The organism is Salinimonas chungwhensis DSM 16280 (genome assembly GCF_000378185.1).
In the GTDB taxonomy this organism is placed as follows: Bacteria; Pseudomonadota; Gammaproteobacteria; order Enterobacterales; family Alteromonadaceae; genus Alteromonas; species Alteromonas chungwhensis.
On sequence record NZ_KB899379.1, the window covers coordinates 150206 to 177105 of the forward strand.

Annotated in this window: 22 protein-coding genes; 13 read left to right on the forward strand and 9 right to left on the reverse strand. The window is 42.8% G+C overall.

Annotated features, from left to right (window positions below; genetic code table 11):
* The first annotated feature begins 246 nt into the window (after positions 1-246).
* Positions 247-1134, forward strand: coding sequence for a PEP-CTERM/exosortase system-associated acyltransferase (locus tag F458_RS19300; protein WP_211213192.1), 888 nt, complete (start codon positions 247-249; stop codon positions 1132-1134).
* 193 nt (positions 1135-1327) lie between these two features.
* On the opposite strand, the gene F458_RS0109025 is transcribed toward F458_RS19300, so the two are convergent.
* From F458_RS0109025 to F458_RS0109035, 3 genes are all read right to left on the reverse strand, one after another.
* Positions 1328-2344, reverse strand: a complete 1017-nt coding sequence (locus tag F458_RS0109025) for an NAD-dependent epimerase (protein ID WP_018983082.1) — start codon at positions 2342-2344, stop codon at positions 1328-1330.
* Positions 2345-2357: 13 nt separating this feature from the next.
* The gene (gene tviB / locus F458_RS0109030) at positions 2358-3632 is read right to left on the reverse strand and encodes a Vi polysaccharide biosynthesis UDP-N-acetylglucosamine C-6 dehydrogenase TviB (RefSeq protein ID WP_018983083.1); all 1275 of its coding nucleotides are present in this window, start codon (positions 3630-3632) and stop codon (positions 2358-2360) included.
* Between the two features lie 82 nt (positions 3633-3714).
* On the reverse strand, positions 3715-4485 hold the full coding sequence (locus F458_RS0109035; protein ID WP_018983084.1) for a S1 family peptidase: 771 nt from the start codon (positions 4483-4485) through the stop codon (positions 3715-3717).
* A 193-nt stretch (positions 4486-4678) separates the two neighbouring features.
* On the opposite strand from F458_RS0109035, the gene F458_RS0109040 reads away from it, so the two are divergent.
* The 10 genes from F458_RS0109040 to F458_RS0109090 all read left to right on the forward strand — a co-directional run bounded on the left by F458_RS0109040 (position 4679) and on the right by F458_RS0109090 (position 17013).
* Positions 4679-5536: a ThiF family adenylyltransferase gene (locus F458_RS0109040; protein WP_018983085.1), complete on the forward strand. Its 858-nt coding sequence runs from the start codon at positions 4679-4681 to the stop codon at positions 5534-5536.
* A 172-nt stretch (positions 5537-5708) separates the two neighbouring features.
* Positions 5709-6476, forward strand: coding sequence for a flocculation-associated PEP-CTERM protein PepA (gene pepA / locus F458_RS0109045; RefSeq protein ID WP_018983086.1), 768 nt, complete (start codon positions 5709-5711; stop codon positions 6474-6476).
* Between the two features lie 507 nt (positions 6477-6983).
* A complete protein-coding gene (gene pepA / locus F458_RS0109050; RefSeq protein WP_018983087.1) occupies positions 6984-7739 on the forward strand; it encodes a flocculation-associated PEP-CTERM protein PepA in 756 nt (251 codons plus the stop codon).
* 493 nt (positions 7740-8232) lie between these two features.
* Positions 8233-8988 (forward strand): flocculation-associated PEP-CTERM protein PepA, encoded by a 756-nt coding sequence (gene pepA / locus F458_RS0109060; protein ID WP_018983089.1) that lies wholly within the window; start codon positions 8233-8235, stop codon positions 8986-8988.
* Between the two features lie 282 nt (positions 8989-9270).
* Positions 9271-10026, forward strand: a complete 756-nt coding sequence (gene pepA / locus F458_RS0109065) for a flocculation-associated PEP-CTERM protein PepA (RefSeq protein WP_018983090.1) — start codon at positions 9271-9273, stop codon at positions 10024-10026.
* Between the two features lie 218 nt (positions 10027-10244).
* Positions 10245-12812 (forward strand): XrtA/PEP-CTERM system TPR-repeat protein PrsT, encoded by a 2568-nt coding sequence (gene prsT, locus F458_RS0109070; RefSeq protein ID WP_018983092.1) that lies wholly within the window; start codon positions 10245-10247, stop codon positions 12810-12812.
* A 103-nt stretch (positions 12813-12915) separates the two neighbouring features.
* Positions 12916-13827 (forward strand): glycosyltransferase family 2 protein, encoded by a 912-nt coding sequence (locus F458_RS0109075; RefSeq protein ID WP_018983093.1) that lies wholly within the window; start codon positions 12916-12918, stop codon positions 13825-13827.
* A 24-nt stretch (positions 13828-13851) separates the two neighbouring features.
* The gene (locus tag F458_RS0109080) at positions 13852-14637 is read left to right on the forward strand and encodes a hypothetical protein (protein ID WP_018983094.1); all 786 of its coding nucleotides are present in this window, start codon (positions 13852-13854) and stop codon (positions 14635-14637) included.
* A gap of 121 nt (positions 14638-14758) precedes the next feature.
* Positions 14759-15892, forward strand: coding sequence for a glycosyltransferase family 4 protein (locus F458_RS0109085; RefSeq protein WP_018983095.1), 1134 nt, complete (start codon positions 14759-14761; stop codon positions 15890-15892).
* 29 nt (positions 15893-15921) lie between these two features.
* The gene (locus tag F458_RS0109090) at positions 15922-17013 is read left to right on the forward strand and encodes an acyltransferase family protein (protein ID WP_018983096.1); all 1092 of its coding nucleotides are present in this window, start codon (positions 15922-15924) and stop codon (positions 17011-17013) included.
* A 97-nt stretch (positions 17014-17110) separates the two neighbouring features.
* Here the strand turns inward: F458_RS0109090 and F458_RS0109095 are convergent, their stop codons facing one another.
* Entirely contained in the window at positions 17111-18076 is a 966-nt protein-coding gene (locus F458_RS0109095) for an acyltransferase family protein (protein WP_018983097.1), read from the reverse strand.
* Positions 18077-18939: 863 nt separating this feature from the next.
* Between F458_RS0109095 and F458_RS0109105 the strand changes: the two genes are divergently transcribed.
* Positions 18940-20004 carry a hypothetical protein gene (locus F458_RS0109105; RefSeq protein WP_018983099.1) on the forward strand — a complete coding sequence of 355 codons (1065 nt, stop codon included), beginning with the start codon at positions 18940-18942 and terminating at the stop codon, positions 20002-20004.
* A 2-nt stretch (positions 20005-20006) separates the two neighbouring features.
* Here F458_RS0109105 and F458_RS20115 read toward each other — a convergent pair whose 3' ends face one another.
* Genes F458_RS20115 through F458_RS19310 form a run of 5 tightly spaced genes read right to left on the reverse strand, consistent with a single transcriptional unit; the run spans position 20007 to position 25237 of the window.
* Entirely contained in the window at positions 20007-20945 is a 939-nt protein-coding gene (locus F458_RS20115; RefSeq protein WP_018983100.1) for a glycosyltransferase, read from the reverse strand.
* A 30-nt stretch (positions 20946-20975) separates the two neighbouring features.
* Entirely contained in the window at positions 20976-22265 is a 1290-nt protein-coding gene (locus tag F458_RS0109115) for a phenylacetate--CoA ligase family protein (RefSeq protein ID WP_018983101.1), read from the reverse strand.
* Positions 22262-23545, reverse strand: a complete 1284-nt coding sequence (locus F458_RS0109120) for an O-antigen ligase family protein (RefSeq protein ID WP_018983102.1) — start codon at positions 23543-23545, stop codon at positions 22262-22264. The genes F458_RS0109115 and F458_RS0109120 overlap by 4 nt, the downstream gene beginning before the upstream one ends.
* Position 23546: 1 nt before the next feature.
* Complete coding sequence (locus tag F458_RS0109125) at positions 23547-24098, reverse strand: arsenate-mycothiol transferase ArsC (protein WP_018983103.1); 552 nt, start codon at positions 24096-24098, stop codon at positions 23547-23549.
* Positions 24099-24100: 2 nt separating this feature from the next.
* Positions 24101-25237, reverse strand: a complete 1137-nt coding sequence (locus F458_RS19310; RefSeq protein ID WP_169334833.1) for a glycosyltransferase — start codon at positions 25235-25237, stop codon at positions 24101-24103.
* A gap of 433 nt (positions 25238-25670) precedes the next feature.
* Between F458_RS19310 and F458_RS0109135 the strand changes: the two genes are divergently transcribed.
* Positions 25671-26894 (forward strand): carboxylate--amine ligase, encoded by a 1224-nt coding sequence (locus F458_RS0109135; protein ID WP_156824208.1) that lies wholly within the window; start codon positions 25671-25673, stop codon positions 26892-26894.
* The last annotated feature ends 6 nt before the right edge of the window (positions 26895-26900 follow it).

A 26900-nucleotide genomic window follows, 5' to 3' on the forward strand; every position in this document is an offset into this window, starting at 1 on the left:
ATGGCCGGCCATGCCGGCCATTCGCTGTGACTTCGATATTGTTTATCCATCGGTTTGTTGCTCACCAGAATTCAACCGTAGGTATCGACGCCGATACCCGTAAGGTCTATAACAGACCATTTACTGCTTGGAAATTATGCAAACTGATGCAACACTTATCGAGCGGTTTGGTATTCAAGCTCCATACAGTACAAACGAGTCTGCCCGTAAGCGCAGATATGGCGTGAATCAGAGAAGTAGTTGCATATGCCCAATAAGCAAACATTTATGGGAAACCTTTCCCGCAAAGTAAATAGCACCAGAATTGGTAAAATGATTAAAGGCTATAAGCAGCTTCGCGAAGCCAATTATATTTCATCACACTTTGGTACTTATCTGACGCCACTGATGGCTAACGACCACGAACTGCGCAATGCAGCGTTTAAGATCCGTCACAATGTGTATTGTGAAGAACTTAAATTCGAGCCGCTGGCTCCCGATGGTCTGGAAATGGACGAATTTGATCAGTACTCACGACACTGCCTGATCCGCCACCTTAACAGCAGCAGCCTGGCAGGCACCGTGCGCACGGTCCGCCCGTTACAGGATCATGAGTTACTTCCTATTGAAAAGTATTGTCTGTCTTCGATTACCCGGCATGATTTAAACCCGCAGAATTTTGACCGCAAAGATGTATGTGAAATATCCCGGCTGGCCGTACCTGCTGAGTTCCGTCGCCGTCAGATGGACCGTTTCGCCGGTGCCGCTACGGGTGTGATTAACCGCGAGGCCTACTCAGAAACCGAATTGCGCTGCTTTCCATTTATCGCGATTGGTTTGTACTTTGCTGCCGCAGCCACTGCCATTGAAGGCGACATTCGCCACGCCTTTGTCATGATGGAACCGCGTCTGGCACGCAGTATGAGTTTTGTGGGTATTCGCTTTGAACAAATCGGCCCGGTGGTCGATTATCACGGCAAGCGTGCCCCTTATTACATCAACAAAGAATTGCTGATGGATAACCTGAAACCCGGATTCCGGTCAATGTTAGATACCATCCGCGGCAATATCCGTGAACAGTTACCCAGTGTAGAAACCTTCTATCAAAACGAAATCGCTTTATCTGCTGAGCCGCTGCAACGTAAGGCCCACTGAAAAGCACAAAAAAGCGTTGATAACACGGGTGTAAAGAAATTCGACACAATTTAACGCCCCAATATCAGGCAGTTAAAAGCAGTTTCTCTACCTATACCCATAAAGCGCCGTTCGCGCGGCATTATCAAAAAAAATCGGGCACAAAAAAAAGGGCGTAAACAACGCCCTTTTTACTTTGTGTGATAAAGGAGTATTACACCTTGTAATAATCCCGGTACCATTGCACAAAGTTATTAATGCCCGTCTCAATAGTGGTGGTCGGGCGATAACCGGTATCGTTTACCAGCGCCTCAACATCGGCAAATGTATCGGGCACATCACCAGGCTGTAATGGCAGCAGTTCTTTCTCCGCTTTTTTACCCAGTGCATTTTCCAGCGTTTCGATATAGGTCAGCAGATGTACCGGCGTTTGTGCACCAATGTTATACACTTTCCATGGCACCTTGCTCGAGCCCGGGTTGGGTTTCTCGCCGGTCCAGTTAGGATCTGCCTGGGCGGTGTTATCCAGCGTACTGATGATACCTTCGACGATATCGTCAATATAGGTAAAGTCACGGCGGTGGTTACCGTGGTTAAATACTTTGATGGGCTCGTCTTCCAAAATCGCTTTGGTAAACAGGAACAGCGCCATATCCGGCCGCCCCCACGGCCCGTATACCGTAAAGAAGCGCAGGCCTGTGGTCGGCAGGTTATATAAGTTACTGTAGGTATGGGCCATCAGCTCGTTGGCTTTCTTGCTGGCAGCGTACAGTGACATTGGGTGATCGACATTGTCTTCCACCGCAAATGGCATGCTTTCGTTGGCGCCATAGACTGAACTGGAAGAGGCATAAACCAGATGCTTCACTGCATTGTGGCGACACCCTTCCAGAATATTCATAAAGCCGACAATATTGGAATCGATATACGCATGGGGGTTTTCGATGGAATAACGCACCCCGGCCTGGGCAGCAAGATGCACGACTTTGTCGAACTTTTCTTCGGCGAACAGAGTTTCCATACCTTCACGATCTTCTACCGACATTTTCACAAAGCGGAATTTATCGGCGCCGGGTAACGCGTTAATACGCTCAAGGCGTGCGTCTTTTAAGGTTGGATCGTAGTAATCGTTAAGATTGTCCAGCCCGACTACTTCATCGCCCCGCTCCAGCAGGTACATTGATACGTGCGAACCTATAAAACCCGCCGCTCCGGTAACAAGCACTTTCATTTTAAGCGTTTCCTTATAAGCGTATATCTACGCCAGATTTATCAAACATGTATTTCAAATCAAAAATTACCGCATCGTCTTTGCAGAAGCTACGTAAATCTTCTTTCGACCAGACTTTGAACTGGTTATGCGCTACCGCACCGATGATGGCATCGTACTTACCCTGCTCAGGCTTGTCTGCCAGTGTCAGGCCGTACTCATGCAAAACCTCTTCCGGGTCAGCCCACGGATCGTAAATATCCAGGTTAACGTTGTATTCGCTCAGTTCCGTAGCAATATCCACCACCTTGGTATTGCGGATATCCGGGCAGTTTTCCTTAAAGGTGATACCCAGCAGCAACACATTGCCGCCGTTGACCATAATCTGCTTTTTCAGCATGGTTTTAACCAGCCGGGACACCACATATTCGCCCATTCTATCGTTGATGCGCCGACCGGCCAGAATGACATCCGGGTGGTGACCAAGCTCTTCAGCTTTATGGGTAAGATAGTACGGGTCAACACCAATGCAGTGGCCCCCCACCAGGCCTGGGCGAAATGGCAGGAAGTTCCATTTGCTGCCTGCCGCTTCTAATACTTCTTCTGTATCAATACCGGCTTTGGCAAAAATCATCGCCAGCTCATTGATTAACGCGATATTCAGGTCCCGCTGGGTATTTTCAATTACCTTGGCAGCTTCAGCCACTTTAATGGAGGAAGCACGGTGGGTGCCGGCGGTAATGATCTCACGATACAGCGCATCTACCTTATCTGCGATCTCCGGCGTGCTGCCAGCGGTGACTTTTACAATAGATTCCAGCCGGTGCTGTTTATCGCCCGGATTGATTCGCTCGGGACTGTAGCCAGCAAAGAAATCCTTATTAAAGGTCAGGCCGGATTTTTTCTCGATCAGCGGGATGCAGTATTCTTCCGTGGCGCCCGGATACACGGTGGATTCATATATCACCACAGTATTGGCCGAAATGACCTCACCAATCATCTCGCTGGCTTTATGCAGCGGTGTCATGTCCGGCTGCTTGTTGCTGTCGATGGGAGTGGGCACCGTTACGATGATGACATCGCAACCCGACAAAGCAGATGTGTCGTCAGTAAAGCTTAGCTGAGACGCGGCTTTTAACTCATCCGGGGTGACTTCCAGTGTGTGATCTTTGTTTCCCTGTAACTCTTTAACCCGTTGCGAGTTAATATCAAAGCCTACGGTAGGACGATAACGTCCAAACGCCACAGCCAGAGGTAAACCTACATAACCCAGGCCAATGACGGCAATTTTGTTAAATTCTACTGACATACAATTACAACGCTCATTTTTTGTAATGATGTTTGCACATCTTGTTTAGCATGAAAACGACTATCTTGCCTGCAGACCAGGCCTACTGCAACGGAATGTTATGCTTACGGGCCAGCGCAATAATGTGGCTGGCCGGAATGGCATAGGTAATTCCACTGGGGCGGGTGATAGCCGACTCTTTGGTTTCTTTTACAAATACTTTATTAATCACTGCAAACACTTCACGGGTGTCGGCCCGGTACACCGGGCTGCCACTGTTACCCGGATAGGCAACAATATCCAGCTGATATACCATAAAAGGATTACGCAAACGTTGCATGAATTGTTCAGATATCTGCGTGCTGTTTTTAGCCGCGATAATATTGGGCGTGAAAGCCGCCACAATGCCGGCATGAGTAGCCGGATACAGCCCCAGTACACCACCGATGGGAAAGCCGGTAACGGCGATGCGGGTGCCGTCATTAACGGGCGTGCCGTCACGATACAGGGGCAGCGCTGGCAGCGTTTTGCCAATTTTCAGGATGGCAATGTCATGCTCCTCATCTTTATATACTGCCTGCACGGGCAGTATATCGCCCTTTTTTCCATGGCCGACGAAAACGGTGCGCTGATATTTCACATCATCCGGCACCTGCATATCGATAACATGAGTATTGGTTACCACATACTGGCCATTGCCAATCACAAAGCCGGTACCCTTTAACTGATGACTTACCGTGGCCAGTGGCGCCACTAACCCTATGCCCACCACGGAGGGCTTAACCTGACTGACGGTATCAGCCAGTGAAGCTGCATAAACCTTGCTTACCATCATAACCGCTAAAACAACCAGCAGGCCGCCTCTCAAACGCATTGTTACCACCTTTAAAAATGAAATCCTTTTACGGCACTTATTTTATATTGCCTGTGTATATAATAGTATGCATCAATATCATCCTGAGCACTATCATACTGATGCCTCTGTTCTATACTCTGGAATGAAATTACAGGCTTCATGTACCACAGGCGAACCAGCGTTAACGCGTAAAAGTAAGAGAGATTAAGCAGTGTTTGATTACGATACCGCATTTTCCAGAAACATCGGCTGGGTAACCCACGATGAACAGGCCCAGTTACGGCAAAAACGGGTTGCTATTGCCGGCTGCGGCGGCGTGGGGAGTCTGCACGCGCTTACCCTGGCCCGCCTTGGCATAGGAAAAGTGAATTTGTCAGACTTTGACGAATACGATGTGCATAATTTTAACCGGCAAGCTGGCGCGTTTTTATCTACGGTAGGTGAAAACAAAATGCAGGTGATGCACAACATGCTAAAAGACATCAACCCTGAGATGGATATCCGCGATTTTGGCGATGGTGTTAATGAGCACAATGTGGATGATTTTCTGCAGGATGTCGACCTTTATATAGATAGCCTGGATTTTTTTGCCCTTGCCGCCCGCAAGCTGGTTTTTCAGAAGTGCTATGAAAAGAATATTCCGGTGGTTACTGCCGCCCCGCTGGGTATGGGCTGCGCGCTGCTGTGTTTTATGCCCGGCAAGATGACCTTTGAGGAATATTTCCGGTTTGAGGATAAAGCCGACGAAGAAAGCCAGCTCATTCAGTTTCTTATCGGTCTTTCGCCGGCGATGTTACAGCGTAATTACCTCATGGATGATTCGGCCGTCAGCTTTAAAGAGCGCCGCGGACCATCAACCGGCATGGCAGTGAACCTGTGTGCCGGTATGGCTGAAACCTACGCGCTGAAGATCCTGCTTAAGCGCGGTGAAGTGCTCACCGCGCCTTACGGGCTGCACTTTGACGCCTACCGCAATAAGCTTACCCGTACCTGGTGCCCCAAAGGTAACCGCGGGCCTTTGCAACGCCTGAAATTTAAAATTGCAGCAAAAATTGTGGCGGATAATTAAGCATTTATTCGTCAGGAATTTTTACATAGTACTATTTCATTACCCCAATAAAAACAACAAACACCGTAAAATCAATATCTTATTGTTTTGGCATGATAGGTGCTACATCATTTGTACCTTTTGCTTTCAAAGATGAAAGCGTTTTAAAGTTTACAGATAACTGGAAGTAATCATGCAAATTAAACACTTGGTAAAGTCCATCGCACTAACTGCGGGTATCGCGGCATCTTTTTCTAGTCATGCAGACTTTGTTGAATTTTCAATCGATGAAAATTACGCATCTGGTGGCAACGGCAAAATTATCGTTGCTGATAAAATTAATGGCGGGTATGTAGAACGCCTTACCTTTGATGCAGCTGGTAACTTTACTGCGAATGCCTTTGCTACCTTCGGCTTGCTTTACAATGGAACTACATCATTGAAAGGGAGCGACATCGGTCTAAACAACACCTACTCACTTTACGCAACGTTTGAAGCGCAGGGTTACACCGGCCAGGATGATAACACGCAGTTTTTGATTGGTGAGACCGGCGGTTTTCAGCTCTTCTTAGACAGAAACAACAACACTCGCTTATCAGCGAATGACGATATTGATTCAGTTATAAACACCGGTGACGATATTTTGTTAGGCGGCGCTGATGTTTTAGGCCCCAATGTGGCAACAAGTAGCACCATTGGTAATAGAACAGTAACAGCATTCAATTTTGATTTTTGGAATTTCTCATTAACAGCTGAGGGTGACCAGTACTTTGTATCGCCTGAACCATTCTCAATGGCGGTTAATGTAACGGGTGATTTCGATGAGTTTGGTCAGGGTAACGAACAAATTATCCGTGGCGACTTAGACGCCGTATTTTATGAAGTGCCAGAACCTTCAACACTGGCAATATTGGGTCTTGGGTTGTTGGGCTTGGGCGCGTCCAGCCGTCGTAAAGCTTAACTGTTAATCACATGACATTATAAAGGTGGCCATTTGGCCGCCTTTTTTACTACCAAAAGACACTGAGTGCGTAAGATATATTTGGGGTAATTAACACTGCAAATTAAACAAATAAGCGCTGGTCGAACCACTACTTTAAACAGGTTCAAACAATTTTGTCGGCACGAGTTGCTGACAAACAAACTTCAGCTGGAACCATAAAATAATTGAGGTGTTTTGGCGGTTTTCTTTGAGTGAGATGCCTGACACTGTAATCAAATTTATATTTGCTCGAGCAGATACTCTTATTAACTTATCTTGCTTCCCCTACAATAAAAGTTTGCAATGATGTGTGTGTCAGGAAACTTTACGACCAAGTAACTCAACCCTTCTAATCAAAATAAAATAGCTATCAATAACAATAACTTGTAAAATTGGCACTGATGATGCATACATCAATTCAAGTGACCTACTCAGTCACATCCGCGGGCTACTCAGCCGCTCAAATTGGAATATGGAGATATAAATATGAAAATGAATAAATTGGTAAAATCTTTAGCATTAACAGCTGGTATTGCTGCGTCTTTCTCAAGCTATGCAGACTTTGTAGAGTTCACTGTTGATGAAAGTTATGCTGCGGGCTCAGGCTCTATGGTAGTTGCTGATAAAATTAACGGTGGCTATGTAGAACGTATAACCTTTGACGGGGCCGGTAACTTCACAGCATCTGCGTTTGCCACGTTCGGTCAATTCTTCAACGGTAGTAACTCTTTGAATACTGGTCTTAACAACACCTATTCATTGTATGCAACATTCGAAGCGCAAGGTACTGCTGATTCACAAGGAAATGTTGAATTTTTCGTTGGTGATACTGGCGGCTTCCAGATCTTCTTAGATAGAAACAACGATACTGGTCTGTCTGATGAAAATGATGTCGATTCTGTCTCTAACACAGGCGACGATGTACTGTTGGGTATGTCTGACATGATTGGTGAAAATTTGGGTACCAGCACCACAATCAATGGCAAAACAGTTACTGCGTTTGACTTTGACTTCCTGGATTTTTCTTTGACAAGTGAAGGTGACCAGTATTTCGTTTCACCTAGACCATTCTCCATGATGGTTAATGTGAACGGTGATTTTGATTCGTTCGCGCAAACTGGTGAGCAGATTACTCGTGGTGACGTAAGTGCACAGTTCTACGACGTACCAGAGCCTTCAACGCTAGCTGTTTTAGGTATTGGCCTACTAGGTCTTGGTGCCTCTAGCCGCCGTAAAGCGTAATTATTAGGTATATTCATTATTGAGGCGACCATCAGGTCGCCTTTTTTATTGCTAATTAGGCTACAAACTCTCATCGAATGGGATTATCATCAATGATTGCTTATATTCGAAGCTATGATGGTATTGTTGATATGCCCCCCCCTTCTCCTGAAGATGTCCTTTCACCTTTTTTGGTCTGCTCTAACCCGCCTTCGGCTGTATCACACGTCATGCAGCATCGCCACCAGGTTTTACAAAATTATTGAGTCGGTCTAAGACTCATAAGATAAGTGCCATAAACCTGAGCCTCCAACAAAACTAATGCAAAAGTTAGTAAATTAGCAATTGTCAGGATTTTTTACGATTTTATTTGACACTTTTCATCAGCAACATATAAACATTTGAAATCAACAGCTTAAAAAGTTGGCATTACAAATGCTTATTCCCTAATGTGGCCTACTCAGTCACATCTGCGGTCCACTCAGCCGCTCAAATTGGAATATGGAGATAAAATATGAAAATAAATAAACTAGTAAAGTCATTAGCTCTCACAGCTGGTATCGCTGCGTCTTTTTCCAGTCACGCAGATTTTGTAGACTTCACTGTAGACGAAAATTATGCTGCAGGTTCTGGTTCTACAGTAGTTGCTGATAAAATTAATGGTGGTTATGTAGAGCGCATTACTTTTGATGGTGCCGGTAATTTCACAGCGTCTGCGTTTGCTACATTCGGCCAATTTTTCAACGGCAGCAATTCTTTGAACTCTGGCTTAAACAGTACGTACTCACTGTATGCTACTTTCGAAGCGCAAGGTACCGCTGGCTCACAAGGTAATGTTGAATTTTTTGTTGGTGATACGGGTGGCTTCCAAATCTTTCTTGACAGAAACAATGATACTGGCCTGGCCGTAGAAGATGATATTGATTCGATTTCTAACACGGGTGATGACGTGTTGCTGGGGATGTCTGAGATGATTGGCGAGAACCTGGCAACAAGCTCGACGGTCGAGGGCAAAACGGTGACAGCATTTGATTTCGACTTTCTGGATTTTTCACTTACTGCCGATGGCGACCAATATTTTGTGTCCCCCCAACCATTCTCAATGATGGTTAATGTGAATGGAGACTTTGATACCTTTTCACAATCTGGAGAGCAGATCATTCGTGGTGACGTAAGTGCGCAGTTCTACGACGTACCTGAGCCTTCAACGCTGGCTGTTTTAGGTCTTGGTTTGTTAGGTCTTGGTGCTTCTAGTCGCCGTAAAGCGTAATTATTAGATATATTAACTGTTTAAGGCGACCGTCTGGTCGCCTTGTTAAATTAAGTGATTTTCTCACTTATACAAGCCTACTCTATTAATTATGGTGGCCCGCCCTCCAAATCTGCTCAATAAAAGGCCAGTTGATTGTCAGTTTTTTTTACAGTGTCAATTATTCACTTAGCTTCACGCAACTATTCTTGGTCTATTTCAGTGACTTAAAAAGCTGGCATCACAGCTGCATACTATCTTACATGAGTTACTCAGCTCATTTATTGGAATATGGAGATGGTTATGAAAATTAAAAACTTGGTAAAATCTTTAGCGCTAACAACTGGTTTAGCGGCTTCTTTCTCAAGCTATGCAGATTTCGTTGAATTTACTGTCGATGAGAGCTATGCATCAGGTAACGGTTCAACTGTTGTTGCTGATAAAATCAATGGCGGGTATGTAGAACGTCTTACTTTCGATGGTGCAGGCAACTTTACTGCTTCAGCATTTGCTACATTTGGTCAGTTCTTTAGTGGTAACAATTCACTGAACTCTGGTCTGAATAACGAATACTCTTTGTATGCAACGTTCCAAGCAGAAGGTACTACTGGTACTCAGGGCAATGTTGAATTCTTCGAAGGCAACACTGGTGGTTTCCAAATTTTCTTAGACAGAAACAACGATACCGGCCTGGCTGTTGAAGACGACATTGATTCGATCTCTAACACTGGTGATGACGTGCTTTTAGGTATGTCGGATATGATCGGTGAAAATCTTGGTACAAGCACTACTATAAACGGCAAGACCGTTACTGCTTTTGACTTTGATTTCATGGATTTTTCACTAACAGCTGAAGGTGACCAATACTTTGTTTCGCCTATGCCGTTTTCTATGATGGTGACAGTCAACGGTGACTTCGATACATTTAACACAAGTGGTGAGCAAATTACCCGTGGTGATGTAAGCGCTCAGTTTGTTGATGTACCAGAGCCTTCAACCCTGGCTGTTTTAGGTCTTGGTTTGTTAGGTCTTGGCGCAACAGGTCGTCGCAAATCTTAATCATTAATTGATAGTTCAAAAGGCGGCCATTGGCCGCCTTTTTTGTATAACCCCCACTGGTTTATCGAAAATCCTGAGAAAACGGCTTTTCCAGCGACTTTGTACATAGTTTATTTTTTGTTGCGTTAAACCGCCTTGAGACATTCTTCGTAACCTTTCTTTTTGTAAGTATTAGGCTTACAGTAGACCATCACTTTATAATAGGTTAGTAGTAGGTTATGGATAAAACATTTTTAAAGACTGGCGCTATCGGTGTAATCTCGCTTGGGCTGTTGATGGGTTGTAGTCAACCTTCTGATGAAGAACGACTCGCAACCGCCACTAAGGCTTTGGAATCGGAGAATTACCAGGAAGCGGTAGTAACTTTACGTAGTGTTTTACAATCCTCTCCTTCTAATACCCAGGCTCGCTCCCTCCTGGCGGAATCCTACTTCGCGTCAGGTGATATGGAAAGCGCCGTCACCACCTTTGAAAAAGCGCTTCAGATGGGCAGCAGGCTGTCAGACTTCTCGGATAGCTATTTTACTGCTCTCTATTTTAGCGATAAATTAGACCAGGTGGATACTATCCTTCAAGACTATCAAAATGACTTATCCGCTGAGCAGTTAGCCAAAGCACAAGCGATTGCAGGCTTGGTAGCAGCACGTAATAATCAACAAAGTGAGGCAGAAGCTCTTTTTGAAAAAGCCCTTGCAATCAATGATCCGGCCATCAAAATGCTAAGCGAATTGATTGATACATATTTTATCAATCGTGATACCGAAAACACGGTTGTTATCGAGCGAGCTAACCAGCAATTTAAAGATGACTTTTTAATAACCTCGTTGGTCGGCGAGATCGCCTATCGTTTACAGAATTTTAAGCTTGCTAAAGACGCTTATGAACGCGCTTTGGAGGAAAAACCTCTATATTTAAGGTTAAACCTTAATTTAGCGCAGACTTATATCAAATTAGGCGAATTTGAAAATGCCACACCTCATGTTGATGCCATTCTAAAGCGAGTGAAAAATCAACCTCTTGCTAATCAACAAAAAGCATTGATTGCAATTTCTCAGAAAGATTTTGTTAAAGCAAATACGCTGATTGAGCGTGCAATGGCAAATGGTATGAGTTCGCCTCTTACGTTTTATATCGCCGGGCTGACAAATTTCAGGACAGATAATTACGAAAGAGCAATACAGAACCTGGGCCGCATAGTGAACGAGGTTCCCGCCGACCATCCAGCCAAACAAATGTATGTCGCTGCAAAATTACAGGTTGGTTCGTCTTCCGAAGCATTTGAGGTACTTTCAAGCAACCCCCAGATAACAGCTCAAAATGCAAACCTGGCGGTTAATACAAGTTTTAGCTTGTTGGAAAGTGGTAAGAAACAAGAAGCCCGTAAAATAATGGATGCTGTGGACGAATCAACGCTGGACAGTGATCGGAAACGACAACAGCTGGGCATGTTAAAAGCGCTTGCCGGCGATGAGTCTGGAACTAAGTTAATTGAAGATGCCAGCAAAGCTATATTATCCGTCAACGATAATGCCAACTCGGCCCAGTCGAAAACACTTTTATTGTCTATGAAAGCTTCATCTGGTGATACGGAAGGTGCCCGTCGACTTTTGAACGAATGGACAGAACAACAACCGGACAATGTGCAGAACTATCTGTTATCAGCCGAGCTTGAAAAGTATTTAGGCAACCCGGATAAGTTGCCTGAGATTTATGCAAAAGTTTTAGAGCTTCAACCTGACAACGCGGTAGCACTCAACTTTAAAGCAGCCAAGGCTTTTAACAGCGGAAATTACGCGCAAGCCAACAAGCTGTTCACGCAAGTTATTGAGCAAGCTCCTAATAATCGAAATGCAATTCTAGGTCGTTTTAAGAGCGCAGCCGCTTTGGAAAAAGATCTCAGTGAGCTTGTTGAAAATCTATCGAGCAACGCCCAGGTGAGCAGCTTTACACGCCTTTACGCAAACTATTTAGCAAGTAATTACCCCGCCGTAATCAAAATTGGACAGGGCGCAGCGTTTAACAATATTGACCGGACGATGGCAAATTACCTGATAAGCGACGCTTACTTGCAAACCAATCAACCTAAACCAGCAATTGATAAATTACAGAGCATGCTGAGAGATAATCAGGGAGGCGACCAGGTACGGCTCGCACTTGCTAAAGCTTATGCAATGAATAAACAAATTAATAAAGCACTTAATACATTACAGACGGTACAAAGTGCCAGCCCACAGATAAGCAATGCATCCTCACTGACCAAAGCACGACTGTATTTAGGCAAAAACGCTGCAAGCAATGCCAAAGCTGCACTTGCCGAGGTGACAGAGGAAGGTCGTGCTAGTTCAGAATACCTGCAGCTTGAAGGACGCACAAATCTAGCTTTGGGCGAGACAGAGAAAGCCGTAGACCAGTTACGTCGTTCATATGAAGCAAGTCCAATTGCAAGTACCGCTCAGTATTACTATCAGACATTGGAAGCAAATGGACAATCAGATGATGGCGTGCAAATGCTTGTTGAGCATGTTGAAAAACACAATGATCCCCAGGTAAAAATGTTGTTAGCCGGCGTAATGGCGAAGACGCAACCCCAAAAGGCCATAAACTATTACCAGTCGTTGGTTGATGAAAATCCTGATAATTGGGTTGCTATGAACAATCTTGCATGGCTATTGGGTGAACAAAACCAGCTGGATAGAGCCTATAACGTTATTAGGGAAGCGCTTGATAAGTCTCCACGTAATCAAACGCTGCTGGATACCAAAGCCGATATTGAAGCGAAAATGTAATTTTCTAGCGAAGAGACTTATCACTATTGACTTGTGCTGTCACCATTGTAACAGCACTACCTAACGCTATAACTCAGGTAAGAAGGACTATACGTTGCCTACGGTGAGTATTTTAATTGCGGCTTATAATGCCCAGGAGTTTATTGCCAGAGCAATTGAAAGTGCTTTGGCCCAAACAGTACTACCTCATGAGATCATCATTGTAAACGATGCCTCAACTGATGATACCGCTGATGTTTTGGACAGATTTGCGCGTAAAAGCGAATTAGTCAGCGTACATCATTTAGCAGTGAATAGTGGCCCTGCGGCAGCACGAAACATAGGGCTGGACGTTGCAACCGGTGATTATCTGGCCATATTAGATGCCGATGATGCTATCGAATCTTCCTTCATTGACAGCATTGTTAATGCAATTGAATTATACCCGGCCCACGTCTATGCCACTAACTTCTATTGGTATGATATAGCCCGGGGTGAGCCACTTGCAAAAGGTTTAGCTCAATCTGAAAAAGTCAAAGAAGTCAATAAATATGATTTTGTAAAGGGGGCCCGCCCTTACTCAGAAGAAGCCGACTATGGCTTATTACAACCTGTATTCAGCACGTCTTTTCTACGTCAGAATCAGTTGCGTTACCCTACTGATATTCGTCATGGAGAAGATTTTTCACTGCTGGTTAACTTGCTGTTGTGCGATGCAAAATTGGTAGTCTTAAAAGCCCCCCTTTATCTTTATACTACCCGTGACTCGGGTTTTAGTCAGACAATCCCAGATTACCCGAAAATGGCAGATGAGACGCTCAAACTATGCCATCAGTCTAGTGTTAAAAACGATGACAGGCTCGTATCGTTATTAAAACAAAGAGCTACTGCGCTAAAACGACTCAATGCGTCAATTTTGCTGAACTCCCACAGACAAAAAAAACAGTACAGAGCAATGGCCAGTTCATTGGTGAGCAACAGCGCTTACAGAAAGCTTATGGTCAAGGCAGTCATCAACAAGGCGCTTAGAAAATAGGATGTTTTGTTTAGGAACACATACATGTTGACATTATTAACCAAAGTCTATCTGTGGATATTAAAGAAATACATCCGCTTTACCTTAAGAAACAAGACTATTTTTGTGTTCTCAGGCTTAAGGCGCAGTGGAAACCACGTTTGTATTAACTGGTTCGCTAATGCGGTGTTGCAAAAACCTACCGTATTGGACAAAGCCGACTACATGGTTTTTCAGTCGACATGTAAAAAACTGCTACACCTTAATGAAGTAAATATCGTTTCGCCGTTGAACTATGTAAGTTACCTTCGAAAACACAGAGACAAAATTAGCGCTGCACATACAATTTTTATTTCCCTTGAAGATCTTGTTCCCAATGACACACATTGTATTTATTTCCCGAAAGGTTCGGACGTTATTTACATTACCCGTTCCGTGTTATCTACGATGGCCTCTCGCTTAGCATATAATATCAAGCGAGCAAAAATGGGCATCGATCGTGGGGATATGAATATCGATCAGAATACCTTTAATTTGGTCAGCCTTATCAGAACAAAACAACATGTATGGGATCTAGAAAAATGGTTAACTGATGAGCAGTGGCGAACTGACTTTCTGGCGCGTTTTAAATTGAGTAAAGATATTACGCCGGGGATGAGCAGTCAGGGCGGGGGGAGTACGTTTCACGGCCAAAATCAGCTGGATGCTACATCTATGACCAACGAGCAACGATGGTCCTGCGTTGAATGGCCTGAGCGTATGCGTGCGCTAATTACGACAAATCGAGAATTGCTAAGCACAGAGGAAACACAGTTTATCGCCAATTGGTGAGGTATACATCTTTGACGCGGATTGAGTAGATCCGGTATTGCTTTTGGCTGCAAAAAACTTATTGCTTTTATCGTCGGGTGAGAGTGGTTTTGAATTAACGATATGATAAACAGGTAGCTTTATGACTCAACCAGCATTTCTTGCTGTCGCTAACTTTTCAGATTACACCGGCTATGCCTGGCACAACATTTATCGCCTTTTTAAAGATATCTCAAAAAATGTAGCAAACAACGGTATGACGCCTCTTGTATCGTTTGCGCAGATAGAAGGCACAGCCAATGATTATTTTGATAGTTTTGCTGAAAAACTGCAGCTTGACCCGGATTTATCCCAGGCTAAGAACGTTGACCGGCTGATTGAGTACGTCAAGCAGTACAATATCCAGTATATATACCTGACTGACCAACCATCCACATCGCCGGCCTATGCAAAGCTAAGAAAAGCCGGAGTAAAAAAGATTCTATCGCATTGCCGTGTTTCTGTGGCAAACCCATTTTATCCCGAACCGGAAAGTATAGTTAAGCAAACGGCTAAGTTTCTTTATTCCCGGTTACCCACGATGACCGTTGATAAAGTGATTTGCGTATCTGACTTTGTAAAGTACCGCTTGCAACATAAAGCAAAGGTGCCTGCGTCACGACTGGTGACGGTGCCAAATGGTGTGGAAACAAAGCGCTTTTACAGTGAGCCCAGACCAGTTGTCAATGGAGAGCCAATAACCCTTTTCACCAGTGGCAGGGCAACTGCACATAAAGGAATCAGAGAGCTTATTGAGGCAGTGGCGATTGTAAATCAGCGTACCGCTATCCCCTTTACTGTCAGATATGCAGGTGACGGCCCGGAGATCGACGCGTATAAAGCCCTGGTTGAAAAACATAGCATTCCTAATTTTGCATTTCTTGGCCAGCTTCCTTCCGTGGAGCAGGAGATCCATAATGCCCACGTGTTGGTGATGCCGTCGGCCTGGGGCGATGCTTTTCCCAGTGCCGTTACAGAATCACTGGCGTCTGGCAGACCACTTATTACCACAAAAGCCGGCGGCATCCCTGAGATTGTGGGGTCGCCAGATAATGCGATGCTGGTTCAGCCTGGTGACGTTAACGAGTTAGCCGACGCAATACTGCATTTACTCACGCACCCTGAGAAGTGGAATACGATTGCAGAGGGTGCTTATCACCATGTCACCAATCGCTACACGCTGGCCAATTATTACGGTGAAGTGTGGAACGTCATTTCGCAAGAAATTAATCATTAATAAACGCCTCAAATAAAAGTAAACAAATTATGAAAGCAGAACGTATATTTTATCTGGACGCCATGCGAGGGATCTTGATGATACTTGGCATCGTTATTCATTCTGCTCAAATTTATAGCCCAGAGGCAGTGCTCAGAGTAGTCAACCCTGATACCAGTATCTTGATGAAGTACCTGGTCGATAGCATCCATCTGTTCAGAATGCCCGCGTTCTTTGTGGTATCCGGCTTCTTTTGCTATCTCACGCTGGAAAAGTATGGTGTCGCCAAGTTTTTCAAAGTCCGGTTGTCGCGCATCGCTATCCCACTGGTCACATGTATTTTTACGTTGAATGTTGCGATGTTCTACGTATTAACCGCCACAGGATGGCGCGATATGTCGCTGACGGAATTTTTCGTAAGCGGCCGTTATATTAATCATCTGTGGTTTTTAGTTGATCTGATTTACTTTTTTGTTATTACCGCATTATTGCATCATGTCGGAATAGTTCAGAAAATAACCAATGTTATTACATCACTGCCGGTGTTTAAAAAAATCCCCTTGTGGTCGCTGATATTTGTGCTGCCCTTTTTAACGTTGGGCATCATGTTTCTTAATAAAGTAGGCATTCCTATTTATGTACAAAAATACGGCGTGTTTGCGCCCTACAGTATTTTATACAACTTCGTGTTTTTTATCTTTGGCTACGCCATGTCAATGCACAGAGCGTTGTACCGTTCATTCACCCAGCTAAGTCCGATTATAAGTGGCGGTATACTCGCAGCGGCCCTGTTGCTCCCGTTGGTGATTCCTCAAGGCCAGGGCATACTGGATGAAGTGGTAAGCGAATATACCTATATACTGGCGCAGTGGTGCAGCATTTCACTTTGTTTTCACTTTTTCTCGCGCTTTCTGGGCAACCATTCGCACCTAAGTGCAAAGTTATCAGATGCCTCCTATACCGTTTACTTGTTCCACTTTCTGGCGCTGATGGTGCTGAGTGTCTTTCTGGTAAAGCTGGCGTTGCCCGCGCTTTTAGGGTTCACACTAAGCTGCGTAATTGTGTTTGCGGTTACTTATCTGATTCACGTTTTACTGATCAAAAAGGTCGCTGTGCTAAGCTACCTGTTTAATGGTAAATAGTATAATGTAAGTATTCGCGCATCTATAGAGGTGGCTAGCGTACAGTAGCCCGTTATCGTAGCAGCAAAAAAGCGCTGATATATCAGCGTTCTTTTAATTACTTCATAACCCGTATTTTACGCGCTGCCCAGGGTGCACTGAGCAGGTGACGCAGACCTTTAGTGTTACGCATCCATTTGCCCAAGTAATAGCACGCCAGTACCACTACAGCTACTTTGATAACGCCCAAACCAACAAAGTCCAAACCTAGCTTTTTCACTACACCATTAAAATAATACAACGCCGGGCGATGCATCAGGTAAATATAAACCGTGGCTCCACCAATACCCGATAACAATGCAGCAAAAGAAAAGCGGCAGAGGAATTGAGACATACCTGCGATGGCGAATATGCCAATCAGCGCGACTAAAAAATAAAATGGCCCGAAATACGGTTCGGAAAGGTACTGTCCAAACCACGCAGCAATAAAATAAACAACGAACGCAAAAGGAAACAGAGATTCGATCTTACCTACCGCTTTACTGATAAGTTCCTGGGATTTTAAGCCTATCCAAAAAAATGGAAATAACTTCACAAGTTTATCAGCAAACCCCACATTGCCGGAGAGGTTAATTTCTACAACGAAATAGAGAAGAAGCGAAACAACCAGCACAGGCACAAAGGGCATTGAACGGATTATCCGACTAATTAAAAATGCTAACGCTAGAGCATATATAAACCATAACGTTGGCAAAGGCTGCCAGAAAATCTGCAGCAGGTTCTCCATGTGGTAGGCCACCCTGCCCTTGTCCGCGAAGATATAAAGGCAAACAGTAATAATGAAAGACCATAAAACATAGAGATACACCATATTACCCAGCTTATCGCGATAAAACTTCGTCTGATCAGCACGGTAAATGGCCGAGCGAGCAAAATAGCCTGAGACAAGAAAAAACAGCGGCATACGTAAATAGCTAAATAACCAGTGAAATCCTTCTGCATGCCAAGAGACTAATAAAATAATACTAAACGCTTTGGCTATATCAGCCCAATCTTCTCGAAGTGGCTTAAAACTATTTTCCATAATTTAATCGTGTCTTTGTAGTATCGTTAAAGAAAATAAAGGTATAGATGGGAGCATTAATTTTTAATAGTATATGCTTAGGTGCATAGAAAACCTAAACATTATTATGGCAGGAGAGTGTGCTGCAGCTAGAACTATGAGACCCCTGAGAACTTATGGTTCGGATTGCTGAAGCGAAATTCAATGTGCAATTGACAAGAGATTACTCTCTTTACCATTATTTTCAGAGAAAACTTCTAACTGATATTGGATCTAGCTGCACATATAGTGTCATTTATATATTTTCAGTAAGATTTGCAATCTATAGGCGATGAAATAACAAATTTTTTAATACCGCCATTAATCCTGTAAGGCTGCACGTTTTAATATTCTAAGTGTAATACAAGGTTTTGAAACCTATGAAGATACATGTTACGTACCCTGACCAAAATTTTATTGGTAGGTTTCATAACTGTAAGTTACCAGCAAAAATTTTAGAGTAATGTAATCAGTATCAACTTACCGACACTCTCAACTCGAGCAAGTGTAAGAACATGATATTTAGCGATATTTTTTAAAAAACCTTTAGATATGAAAATTTTTACCTATGTTTCAATAATACAACCTATGTTTTCTTTGCAAGTATCTCTCTTTTTCAACTATCATTACCACGAAGATACGGATTCATTTGATACTTTTTCCGATAATGGTAAAACTGGAAATACACAGCTATCTATTATTAGGTATGAACGGAATTTTATCATAAGATTATTCTTTGAAGTCATCAAATCTATTTATTATAATTTACTTAAATTACAACTTCATTTTGGCAAATCTCTATTCTTTATTTTTAATAATTTACACAAGAACATTAAGGCTATTTGATGCATTTATATCTTAAATTTTCTATTGCGCTTAGTTATTTTCTAATAGGGGGGGCTGCTATTGCAGGGTACGATGAAGTATGTGAAGTCCCTGAAAAAACAGCAGCTATTGCATTCTGGGATTTTAACAAAAATGAATCGATTAGCTTAACTAACGGCGCAGTCAGACTTGGTAGCAGACATAGTGGGATTATTAAGGTCCCAGATACTCCATATCAAGGTTTACGTTTCAGGTTTGAAGGTAAATGGCCAAACGGTGACTCTTCAAGCGAGTTAAGATATAAAATTTTACAACCCCAATCACACGTTTGGGAATATATGCGAATATATCAACCGAAAAACTTTTATCACAGATTGATAGTTGAGATCACACCTGAAACAGCTCTCAATCCAGAAAACTGGAAATTTGGTGACCGTATAATCAGTGATAAAGGAAGCACAGCGACTGTAGCAAAGGCATTTGAAAATCGTATTTTCATAGAAGCTCCTACCTCAATATATAGAAAGTTCTGGGGCGAAGGGAGAGCCATTCGCAATACGAATAACGACATACAGTTTTTTAGCAAAGATAGTAAATTTTTGGGTTCCAATAATAAACTTTCTGCAATGTGGCAGGGTAAGTATTCTAATGCAGCGATGATTGTGGGAACGGTCGGTGTATCACGCGACTCAGGTGGTGCCCCTGGGATCGGATATTGCGAGGCACTGGGAAGCAAATCACGAGACCATGGTACTTTCGGAACTAAGAGTAATAAAATACATTCTTTTGCTCCTCCCATTTGTTTTGACGTAGCTGATAATGGAAATGTGGTTGAATTTGTGATTGAGCGAAAGCGCGCGACAAACCTAGAGAACCCTGATGGTGTTTACACTATTTGGAAACGCACAGCGACGACTGATTGGCATGCTATTTATCATAACAATAAAATCCCAGCTTATCAAAGCGAAAACAATCACTTCGATGCGGGATATATTTTTGGATGGTCAAATAGCGGTTTTAAAGAAGATACTGATTTTTATCTTTTAAGTTGGGGTTTATGGAATGAAAGACCTAATTTTTTATAATACTAAAGCTTAAACCCATTTTTAAAAATGCCTTTACAAAAACCAAATGCTCTGCCCGAAAAGTAAACTAAATCTACTGCAAATATATTAATAATATTTTTGCAGTTTTTTAAGTTTTTACTTTTTCTTATTCTATCTACTGAACGTATAGTAACGAGAAAAACTAGTGCTATAATAATTTCGAATGTGTATTTAAATCCTGTCACAGGAATCAATACAAGCATTAAAAGATATCCTAATGTAAATACAAAAACTGGCTCTTTAATGGACTTCTTAATCCTAGAACTGTAGCCTTCTGAATGCCATGCTTGACGCCAAAAAAATTCGTATATTGTTCGAGCATTGCCTAAGTGTTCTACGGATAAATCGTGGTATAGTTGAACATTATACCCTTTTTCAATTAAATCTTGGTGAAACTTTGAGTCTTCGCCAGCAGTTAATGTTTCAGAGAACCCGTTAACTTTGAAAAATGCACTTTTATTGACCGCTATAGAAGCGCCAAGTAGCTCCTTCGGTAAAACCTCATGATTTCTTCCCTGTAACAACCAGTATTTTTCTATAAAAGTAGGGTTTTTCCTCAACGTAATGCCCCCGCCTAGGACCCGATCATTTTGCTCTTTAATTAACCTAACCCCATTTTCTACCCAATCAGAGGGTGCAACACAATCAGCGTCTATAAAGAAAAGAACCTCTCCTTGAGCATGCGCAACCCCAAAATTTCTTACCTTTCCAACTGGCTTATCATGATAATGTAAAACTTTGTCAGCTAAACGATTTGCAATTTCTACAGTTGAATCGATACTGTTGTTGTCGACAACGATGATTTCCATTTTAGAACGTGGATACGCTTGATTATTTAACGCTTCGAGTGTCGGTCCTATAAACTTTTCTTCGTTATATGCAGGTATAACGACGGAGATAAATGGTTGACTATTTTTCATATTAGAAGTCTATTTCCATGTACTGAATTTTCAAGACAAATAGCTAACAAAAGATTGCTGCTTCTTCCTTTCAGAAGAAAACTCCGACAAATATTCAATATCAAATGCAACATCGGATCCAAAATATTGATTCAAATGTTTATTAATCGCTGACTCAACAGAAGCATCAAACTTGCCTTCTATCTGCATTACGACTTGCCCTTTAACTTTTTGATAAGCTTTATAATTAAGATTAATGTCGTCTTCCAACGCGAGGTTCTTGAACACGTAGTAAAACGTGAAGCTTGGGTATTCCTGGGAATTACCCATGACGTTCGTACCTTTCCTTCCCACAATGTCTTTAATTAATGGGCTTTTCATTCCACAGGTGCAGGTCTCTTCTGAGAACGTTACAATATCACCGAGTCTGTAGCGGATAATAGGAAAAGAATGAGAAAATAAATTAGTAACCAAAATCTCATTATTCTCATCTGTTTCTACGAAAACCGCATCCGTATTGATATGCTGATTTCCATGTGGACATTCGAATGCGATGAGGCCAGTCTCCGCGGCGCCGTATTCGCTAATCATTTTAACACCGAACGCTTGTCTTACCTCATCTTGGTACTTTGGCAGAATCATTTCTGACGTGCCTTTCACCATTTTAACGTTTTTAAAATTTAAACCTAACCTATTAACTTCACGTGCTACTTTGTAAATCATTGAGGAGTAGCCAGATAAATAGCTAGCGTTATCAATCTTTTTGCAAAATTCTCGAATTTCTTTGTTAGTATATTGAAAAAGCCGATACCTATTCTGTGCCCAATCTAACCACCTCACTTTTCGAGAAGCGCTTTGGTCAATATTGAACCCCCAAAAATAACCATTTTTGTCCGAAACTCTGACCCCGTACCAGGAGTACCCACGCATCACTCCCGCACGATTGGCTGAGTCCCACTCCTCAGATCGCATAAAACTTAAAGATTCACCGCTTGTGCCTGACGTAATTGCTTTTCTAACTTTTTTAAAATTGAAATTTGAATGTATATGTTCATTTTGACTGATAAGAATCGATTTATCTGTAGCAGGTATTTTCTGCATTTCGCTAATGTCAGAAAATTGCTCTGGATTAAAAGCAACACTGTCAAAAAGCTCTTTATAATAGGGACTATATTTATATGCAAAAATCAGCAAGCCCTTCAACTTACTGAATCGCTTATCTTCTAACTCGGATAGGCTCAGTGTTTCGCTTTTTTTAAATTCTCTATAAATATTAAATAGTGATGGATTTCTACTTTTTGCACCCAATTTGTAAATAATCGAAGACAAGAAATTATTCATTTTATTTCACTATAGTTTAGATTGGAGATTGCAGCCATAAAGCTTATAGATATCCAAAGAAAGGGGTAATAAGCAATAGTTACAAATTGACCAGCGACAGTAAAACCGATAATAGCAATTTTAAAAGCTTTCCATAATTCTTCATAAAACTTGTGCAATTTATTTTTATCGATATTTTGATTACTTATTCTCACTTTATATTTTTTTAGCAGAGCGAGAGCGATAATCATCATAAATAGAAATAAAGCGATAAAACCAGCGTCTGTACCCACCTGTATAAAAATATTGTGCGGCAGCCCTACACGCTTGTAGAGCATATCCTGAGGATAAAAATCATTAAAATAAGGGCTAAAATTAAAATAGCCGACACCAAGGGCAGGATATTTTTTCATCATTTCCCAGCCGTTTTCCCAATACAGCTGACGCTGTATTGAGGTCTTGTCGCTACCAATATCTGTAAACCGTTCCTTTTGCTCTTTTGGTAAAACCTGCCATCCTATTGCCGCAACCACAACTATGACCAATAAAGATTTAACATTAAAGATTTTTCGCCAAAACATTACCGCAAGCTGTACTACAAGCGCTACCTGTGCGCCCCTACTACTTGCACCCAAAATGGTCAACACCGGGCAGATCATCGCCGCTAATAAAATAAATTTTTCCCAGGTTCTAACATCATCTTTATATGCAAAATACAGATAATAGCCAATAGGAAATAGCATTAGCATTAATACAGCCAGTTCGCCTGAATTAGCAAAAAAACCTGGCGGCCCCCGCAGACCCCAATCGGTAAAACTGAATCCTCTAAAAGCCCAATTTCGTGCGGTCCCAACAGCGATTTTTAACGCGCACAGAAAAAACACTAGGAATAAAACGTAAAACCGCTCTTTGGTCGTAACAATGGCTGTTATTAGAAAAAATATAACGACCCATTGATTAAATGCAATGTAGTTTCTTGTAGACCATCCAATATCATAAGCAGTAATAAAAGACAGATGTATAACAATAGCAAAAAGTAGAATCAGCACATGCATGCCGGTAATCCGTACCTTAGCCTGTTTGTCAGAAAAAACTCCTAACAAGCTAAGACCAAGAAATAATTGGGCCCAAGGCAGGAAATCTAAGAATGTAAATATTGACTGAGGACGAAACATCTCCACGAACATGTACGCGCAGATACTTTTAAAGGCGAGGGATTCAGACTTAAAGTATGTCCATAGGTTTTTTACCCTTAAAAACATAAAATCTGAATCACGCAGAGTTTGAGATTGGGTTTTCATTTTACTTCTTTATCGCCTCAATCAGGGAACGTGTGGCCAGTTCAATTTTTTTCATGCACTTATTAAAAAAGATGACATTGGTATTAAACGGGTCATGCAGGTAAACGGTAGGTGGATCTGCAAATAGTCCCAGCAACACTTTTTTTGTTTCCGGGAATAGCGCATCTAATTCGTCTAGATGGGCAGGCTCCATCACCACCAACAAATCATCTTCCTGTGGAGTATAGTCATTAATATGTTTGGAGCGGTGTTCTTCGACAGGATATTCATGTCTACGGCCGTAATCCAATGTCTTGGCAAAGGCTTCATCACCACCACGACAATGTAATCCATAGGAATCTGCGGGGAAGTTGGCCCGGTGGGCGACATACTCACCAAACGGGCTTCGGCAGATATTTCCGCTACATATGAAGATCAGTCGTTTCGTGCCCTTTATCTGCTCCCCACAACTGCCTTTATAGGCACCTAACCAGCGCCTGGCATTAAACTTGACGTACCTGGCCAGGCCGCGCTTTGAACCATAGGTATCTGCAATATATTGGCTTACGCTCACGATTACTGCTCCGGAGCTGAACGAATAGTCTGTTCAGCGTAGGTGTTTGTTTGTTTATATAAATTGACGTAGGCTTCAACCATCGCTTTTTCAGAAAACGTATCCTGCACACGCTTTATAGCATCTTTGTTAATATCTGCCGGTTGATACGCTTTCACTGTCTGGATAATTGCCTGACAAATAGCCTCTGCATTTATCTCTACCAACGTGGCCTGTTTATCATTTTGAATAATCTCTTCCGGCCCGCCACACTTTGTGGCTATTACCGGTAACCCCGTTGCCATTGCTTCGATGGTGCTGATTGAAAACCCTTCGGCGTCAGAAGTCAGCACAAAGCCGTCGAGATTTTGCAAATAGTCTGGCGTGTCGTCAATGAAGCCAACAAAGTGAATATTCGTGATACCCAGCTTAGCAATACTTTCATTCAGCTTTGCTTTGAGCGACGCTTTGGGATCGCCGGCAATAACCACCGCAATATCGAGCCCGGACTGGTTAACCTTACTCACCGCCTCTATCAGCAAATCGTAGCGCTTTGAGCTTCGTATATTACCCAATGCACCCAATAAAAATGTATTGTGAGCGATACCCAGTTCGTCCTTCAGGCGCGTCTTACGCTGTGATTTATACAAGCTGGTATTGATGCCATTATAGATGACACTGGTTCTTTCGGGTACCAGCAGATTTTGTTCCTGAATTTTACGTTGCAAAGAATGGCTAACTGCAACAAAACGGCTTATACCATTGCGCATAAACCATAACTTCAGTTGTTTAAACCGCTCATTAGGTGAAACATCGACCATACCATGATAGGTCGCGATTACCGGCGTTCTGCTGATAAGCCCCACAATGCTCGCGTATACATTCGAGCCCAACAGGTGAGACTGGATAAGCTTGACGTCGTGCTTTTTTATCAACTTACACAGCTGATAAATAAAGCCCACGTTAAAGCTACCTTTGGAATCAATGATCACCGGTTCGATACCGGCGCTACGCAATGTTCTGGCTACGTAGCCTTCACCGCGAATTACTGCGATAGAGTCAGTGCCATACTCACGCAATTTGGCCGCAAGGGTGATAAATACGTCTTCTGCGCCGCCAGGGCCGGTGGTATCAATCAGGTGCAAGATTTTGTACGTCATATACATGTGTAAGGCATTCGCCAAAACTTCTCAACAATTACTACTTAGGACAAGGATACCAAGCAAAGTCCGTTATGCATACTGAACATTTAAAAGGCAAGGTATGTAGTTACCCGGTCTTTTTGTGACTATTGTAACGTACTAAATACTGCGCATGACTACGCAGACAATATTCCATGACGTTAACTCACGGGGTGCTTGTACGTATCGTACATCCGTATGGGTTAGCACCTACAAAAAAAGACTTAATGTTTTGGTCAGCAATATTCCAGAATGCGTATAATAGACTTTCGCCGGTGAGTCGGTTCAGTTACGCTGTGCCAAAATGCTGGTGGCTTCACTGCTACGTATTATTAATCAGCATAGTATTGAGCCGGTGACCCAATAAACCGGCTAAGGGATAGATTGCTAATATGTATGCAGTTATCAGAGTATGACCATGATAATTCAGACCACGGGTATTAATAGCCCCTGGTATAACAGGAAAAGTAGTATCCCTATGGAAAAAAAAGCGGTGTTGATATTTGATGCGGCCCAGCGAAGCGCGCTGGCTGCCACCCGTTCGCTGGGCAGGCGAGATGATACTATCGTTTATACCACAGATAGCACCGACAAAGCCTTGGCAGGCAGTTCAAAGTATTCTTCACACTATTTACAGTGCCCGGATCCAAACGCAGACACCGATATTTTTCTGAACTGGGTAAAAAATACTGTAGAAAAATACGGTATCAGCTTTTTGCTACCTGTAACCGAAGTGACCAGTCGCACATTGGTAGAACATAAAAATGAATTGCCCGCGTGCAAACTCCCGTTCAGCGACTTTTCCACACTGCTGAATTTAAGCAACAAAACAGCGTTAACTCAGCTAGCCCAGAAGCTGGATGTACCGGTGCCCTACTCGCAATATTGCGAATCACCCTATGATATAAAATGGGATGCAGTCCACTTTCCCTGTGTACTCAAACCCGCCTTATCAAAAGTGTTGGTCGATAAGTCGTGGATAGCGACCCAAGTGCATATTGTTCACTCTCAGGAAGAAATGACCGCACTGCTTAGCGATAAAGTGTACTTCAACCAGCATCCATTTATGGTACAACAGTTTATAGATGGGCATGGTGCCGGTATTTTTTGCTATTACCAACGCGGTGAAGCCAAAGCGTTTTTTGCCCACAGACGCATTCGTGAAAAGCCACCATCGGGTGGTGTCAGCGTCCTCAGTGAAAGTGCGCCGGTGAACAGCATGATGAAAGGTTATGCAAAAGCCTTACTTGATGAAGTAGATTGGCACGGCGTTGCCATGGTGGAATTCAGAGTTGCCGGCGACGGAACTGCTTATTTGATGGAGATAAATACCCGGCTTTGGGGGTCGTTACAGCTGGCTATCGATGCAGGTGTTAATTTCCCCGCCTTATTGTTCGACGGTGAATTTCAGCCGATCTGTGAAGTTACTGACTTTAAAGAGAGAATACAGCTTAGGTGGTTGCTCGGTGATGTTGATAATCTGTATCTTCAACTGAAAGATAATGATGTGTCTGTTGCAAAAAAAATCAATGCGATAAGTACGTTTTTTCGGCCTAAATTTTCTGGTCGACGACACGAAGTTAACAGGCTTGATGACATGGGCCCATTCTGGTTTGAGCTTAAAAACTATTTGTAGGTAAGC

Coding starts and splice junctions, on each gene's coding strand:
- F458_RS0109090 (WP_018983096.1), top strand. CDS start 15,922: ATGAAAGCAGAACGTATATTTTATCTGGACGCCATGCGAGGGATCTTG.
- F458_RS19310 (WP_169334833.1), bottom strand. CDS start 25,237: ATGACGTACAAAATCTTGCACCTGATTGATACCACCGGCCCTGGCGGC.
- F458_RS0109035 (WP_018983084.1), bottom strand. CDS start 4,485: ATGCGTTTGAGAGGCGGCCTGCTGGTTGTTTTAGCGGTTATGATGGTA.
- F458_RS20115 (WP_018983100.1), bottom strand. CDS start 20,945: ATGAAAAATAGTCAACCATTTATCTCCGTCGTTATACCTGCATATAAC.
- pepA (WP_018983089.1), top strand. CDS start 8,233: ATGAAAATAAATAAACTAGTAAAGTCATTAGCTCTCACAGCTGGTATC.
- F458_RS19300 (WP_211213192.1), top strand. CDS start 247: ATGCCCAATAAGCAAACATTTATGGGAAACCTTTCCCGCAAAGTAAAT.
- pepA (WP_018983087.1), top strand. CDS start 6,984: ATGAAAATGAATAAATTGGTAAAATCTTTAGCATTAACAGCTGGTATT.
- F458_RS0109095 (WP_018983097.1), bottom strand. CDS start 18,076: ATGGAAAATAGTTTTAAGCCACTTCGAGAAGATTGGGCTGATATAGCC.
- F458_RS0109105 (WP_018983099.1), top strand. CDS start 18,940: ATGCATTTATATCTTAAATTTTCTATTGCGCTTAGTTATTTTCTAATA.
- F458_RS0109085 (WP_018983095.1), top strand. CDS start 14,759: ATGACTCAACCAGCATTTCTTGCTGTCGCTAACTTTTCAGATTACACC.
- prsT (WP_018983092.1), top strand. CDS start 10,245: ATGGATAAAACATTTTTAAAGACTGGCGCTATCGGTGTAATCTCGCTT.
- pepA (WP_018983090.1), top strand. CDS start 9,271: ATGAAAATTAAAAACTTGGTAAAATCTTTAGCGCTAACAACTGGTTTA.
- F458_RS0109080 (WP_018983094.1), top strand. CDS start 13,852: ATGTTGACATTATTAACCAAAGTCTATCTGTGGATATTAAAGAAATAC.
- F458_RS0109135 (WP_156824208.1), top strand. CDS start 25,671: ATGACCATGATAATTCAGACCACGGGTATTAATAGCCCCTGGTATAAC.
- pepA (WP_018983086.1), top strand. CDS start 5,709: ATGCAAATTAAACACTTGGTAAAGTCCATCGCACTAACTGCGGGTATC.
- tviB (WP_018983083.1), bottom strand. CDS start 3,632: ATGTCAGTAGAATTTAACAAAATTGCCGTCATTGGCCTGGGTTATGTA.
- F458_RS0109115 (WP_018983101.1), bottom strand. CDS start 22,265: ATGAATAATTTCTTGTCTTCGATTATTTACAAATTGGGTGCAAAAAGT.
- F458_RS0109120 (WP_018983102.1), bottom strand. CDS start 23,545: ATGAAAACCCAATCTCAAACTCTGCGTGATTCAGATTTTATGTTTTTA.
- F458_RS0109025 (WP_018983082.1), bottom strand. CDS start 2,344: ATGAAAGTGCTTGTTACCGGAGCGGCGGGTTTTATAGGTTCGCACGTA.